The organism is Terrisporobacter muris (assembly GCF_024621905.1).
Classification (GTDB): Bacteria; Bacillota; Clostridia; order Peptostreptococcales; family Peptostreptococcaceae; genus Terrisporobacter; species Terrisporobacter muris.
This window is the reverse complement of the sequence record NZ_JANKBY010000316.1, coordinates 1-4,184: the sequence shown is the minus strand read 5'-3', so window position 1 is coordinate 4,184 and position 4,184 is coordinate 1. Positions and strand designations below refer to the sequence as shown.

General features: G+C 29.1%; 4 protein-coding genes and 1 other annotated feature. Of the genes, 3 read left to right on the top strand and 1 reads right to left on the bottom strand.

What is annotated here, in order from left to right:
* The 3 genes from truA to NSA58_RS16830 all read left to right on the top strand — a co-directional run.
* Positions 1-763: tRNA pseudouridine(38-40) synthase TruA (truA, locus tag NSA58_RS16840; RefSeq protein WP_330652596.1), on the top strand; the 763-nt coding region annotated here is incomplete at its 5' end.
* An 18-nt stretch (positions 764-781) separates the two neighbouring features.
* Positions 782-1,210 carry a GNAT family N-acetyltransferase gene (locus NSA58_RS16835; RefSeq protein ID WP_074429923.1) on the top strand — a complete coding sequence of 143 codons (429 nt, stop codon included), beginning with the start codon at positions 782-784 and terminating at the stop codon, positions 1,208-1,210.
* 52 nt (positions 1,211-1,262) lie between these two features.
* Positions 1,263-1,476, top strand: a binding site (T-box leader).
* 61 nt (positions 1,477-1,537) lie between these two features.
* Complete coding sequence (locus NSA58_RS16830) at positions 1,538-2,743, top strand: argininosuccinate synthase (protein ID WP_074429924.1); 1,206 nt, start codon at positions 1,538-1,540, stop codon at positions 2,741-2,743.
* Between the two features lie 52 nt (positions 2,744-2,795).
* On the opposite strand, the gene NSA58_RS16825 is transcribed toward NSA58_RS16830, so the two are convergent.
* A complete protein-coding gene (locus NSA58_RS16825) occupies positions 2,796-4,046 on the bottom strand; it encodes a cation:proton antiporter (protein ID WP_039678081.1) in 1,251 nt (416 codons plus the stop codon).
* Positions 4,047-4,184: the final 138 nt, after the last annotated feature.

The following is a 4,184-nucleotide window of genomic DNA, read 5'->3' as shown; positions in this document are numbered from 1 at the left end:
ATATAATTCTAAAAGGAAAAACAATATGAGAAATATAAAAATGATCGTACAATATGATGGAAGCAATTTTAAAGGTTTCCAAAGATTAAAAGATAATGATAATACTGTGCAAGGTAAAATAGAAGATGTTCTTAACAAACTTACTAATGAGTCTATTGAAATAATAGGTTCTGGAAGAACAGATATGGGTGTTCATGCAATGGGGCAGGTTGTAAACTTCAAAACTGATTGTAGTGAATCTGTGGAAAAAATTCAAAAGTATTTATATAAATATCTACCTGAATCTATAGTTATAAAAGATATAGAAGAAGTAAATGATAGATTCCACTCTAGATACAATGCTAAATCTAAGGTTTATTTATACAAAATAGATAATAATAAATTCCATAATCCATTTTTTAGAAAATATACAGCTCATATTACTAAAAAATTAAATCTAGATCTTATGAAAGAAGCTAGTACTTATTTAATTGGAGAACACGATTTTTCAAGCTTCGCTTCTTCAAAATCAAAAAAGAAAAGCCATGTTAGAACAATTGAATCTATTGATATAGTTGAAAAAAATAACATGATAGAAATATATGTTAAAGGTGATGGATTCTTATACAACATGGTAAGAATAATAGTTGGAACCTTAATAGATGCAGGTCTAGGTAAAATAAAGCCTACGGCTGTAAAAGAAATTTTAGAAGCTAAGGACAGAAAAGTAGCTTCTGAAACAGCACCAGCAAAAGGTCTATATTTATTTAAAGTTCAATATTAATTCTATGGGGGGATGTATTTGAATAATTTAACTATAAAAAATGGAAATCAAGAAGACTCTGATTATATTATTGAAAAATTAGTAGAATACAACTTATCAAAAGTACCACAAACACAAGAAGTAGCCTATGTATGGCTAAATAAAATCGTAGAAAATGATGATAAAGAAGTTGTAGGTGGAATTCTTGCCAAAATGTATTGTTGGAATGTTATTTATATCGATGCACTTTGGATAAATGAAAACTATAGAGGCTTCGGTCTTGGTGAAAAGTTATTATTTGAAATAGAAAACATTGCAAAAAAAGAAAAGTGTTATTTAATCCACTTAGATACTTTTGATTTTCAAGCTAAGAACTTTTATATAAAAAACGGATATGAAGTGTTTGGTGTCTTAGATGATTGTCCCAAAGACCATAAAAGATTCTTTTTAAAAAAATATTTAGAATAGTTGACAATAATTAGAAATTCAACTATTATTTAAACATATTAAATTAAATATACAAAATTCAGTGAAAAAGAGAAGTAACTTAAAATTTGTATTTATAGAGAATTGGGGATGGTGGAAGCTCAATAATATAATTTAAGTGAATAGAGCTTTGGAGAAGATTATCTGAAAATAGTAGGATAATAGGTAGCCTTGCCTTAAAAGGAAGAGTGAATAGTATTTATAAATGCTATTAATTAGAGTGGTAACGCGGTAAATTCGTCTCTTGGTTAATTCCAAGGGACTTTTTTTATTGAAAAAAACAAGGGAAATAAAAGGGGGACAATAACAATGAAAGAAAAAGTAGTACTAGCATATTCAGGTGGATTAGATACATCTATAATAATACCATGGCTAAAGGAAAACTATGATATAGATGTAATTGCTGTTTGTGCCAATGTGGGCCAAGATGATGATATGGATAAAATACATGATAAGGCTATTGAAAGTGGTGCCATAAAAGCTTATTGTGAAGATTTAAAAGAGGAATTTATAACTACAACAATTTATGCAGCTATAAAAGCTGAAACAAAATATGAAGGAAGATATTTACTTGGGACTGCTCTTGCAAGACCAATAATAGCTAAAAAATTAGTAGAAATAGCTCAAAAAGAAGGCGCTAAATATATTTGTCATGGATGTACTGGAAAAGGAAATGACCAAGTTCGTTTTGAAGGTACAATAGCAGCTCTAGATCCATCTATTAAGGTAATTGCACCTTGGAGAATGTGGGATATAAAGTCTAGAGAAGATGCAATCGACTATGCATCTGAACATAATATACCAGTCGTAGCTACTAAAAAGAAAATTTACTCTGTTGATGATAATTTATTTCATGTATCAACAGAGGGTGGAGATATAGAGTGTTTACAAAATGAGCATAATAAAGATATTTATAAAAAGACAAAATCACCAGAAGATGCTTGCGACGTGGCAGAATATGTAGAAATATATTTTGAACAAGGTGTTCCTAAGAAAGTTAACAATGAAGAATTATCTCCAGTCGAACTATTAGAAGCTTTAGATAGTCTAGGATGTAAACATGGCATAGGAATAGTAGAAATATTAGAAAATAGATTAGTTGGAATGAAATCTAGAGGAATATACGAAACTCCAGGAGGAGAAATACTATACACAGCTCACAACTACTTAGAAAGTGCAACACTAGACAAAGATTCTCTTCATTTAAAACAAAGATTATCTCTAGAATATGCTGACTTAATATATAATGGAAAATGGTACTCAAAAGCTTGTAGTGCAATAACAGCTTTCATGGATGAAACTCAAGAAAATGTAACAGGTTCAGTAAAACTTAAACTATACAAAGGAAATATAAAACCTGCTGGAATATTTACTGAAAATGCATTATATGATGAAAGTATTTCTTCATTTGGTGACAGTGAATTATATGATCATAAAGATGCTGAAGGATTTATAAACTTATTTACCCTTCCACTTAAAATTAATGCAATGAAAGATAAAAAAAATAGTAAATAAAATTTCCTCATATGTAAAAAGTCTACTTAATTAATAAGTAGACTTTTCTATATTAAAATTCAGTATCTTTTATAGCCCCCATATTTAGGTCTATACTATTTAACTCTGATTTTTCCCACTTAGTTTTATAAGTATATGACATCTTTAACAATATGGGAGACAATATAGTAGTAGCAATAACCACAATTAAAATTGGAGCTAAAACAGTAGTATTAATTAATCCTGCACTAAATCCTTTATTAGCAACGATTAAGGCTACCTCACCTCTAGATACCATCCCTATCCCAACTTGTAGAGACTCTCTATTTGTATATTTAAATAACTTACACCCAAGTCCGCAACCTATTACCTTTGATATAACAGCTACCATAGTAAGGACAACGGCAAATAATAATACAACAACACTCATATTAGGAAGTACTACCTTTAAACCAATACTGGCAAAGAATATGGGTGCTAAAAATGCATAGGATACTGTATCTAGTTTCTCTTCAATATAATATTTCTTACTAAGAGGTGATAAAGTAAGCCCTGCTATAAAAGCACCAGTTATATCTGCCACACCGAAATATGTTTCTGATATATATGATAAAAATAAACAAAAAGCAAATACTGCTATTACATAACGTCTCTTATGCTTTGCATCTTTATCAAGCCAATTTTTAAATATAATATAAAAGATGCCACAAGAGATAGCAGCAAATATGAAAAATAAAAATATTTTCATTAATACTTCAGCTATATTTACATTAGGGTCGGAAAAACTAATAACTATTGTCAATGCAATAATGCCAAGTATATCATCAATAATTGCCGCCCCTAGTATGGTATTTCCTACCTTAGAATTTAATTTCCCCATTTCTTTTAGTGTTTCAACAGTTATACTAACTGATGTTGCTGTAAGAATAGTTCCTATAAATATATTTTGAAGAAATACACTTGAACTATCTCCAAATATCATTATTCCTTGGCGATTAAAATACATTGCAACTAAAAATCCACCAACAAGTGGAACTATAATTCCCAAAATAGCAGTAACTAAAGATGCTTTTCCTGAATGTTTCAGTTCACTTATATCTGTCTCCAAACCAGCAAAGAACATTAACAAAATTACACCTATCTCAGCTAACTGAGTTAAAAACTCTGTTTCATGAACTATATTTAAAACTGCTGGTCCTAAAATCAAACCAGCAAATAAAGCTCCAACTACCTGAGGCATTTGACACCTTCTAGAAATTAATCCACATAACTTAGTAGAAATTAAAATTAAAGCAATATCTAAAATATAACTATATGACTCCATAATACTTCTCCTTTACTAAACAAATAATTAGATACTAAGACAATGCTTAATATCATCATCTTAGTACACAAGTGCTAATATATCAACAATTAATAAAATTTTAACTAATTTTTGGTAATTTATTTAAAATACTAATAA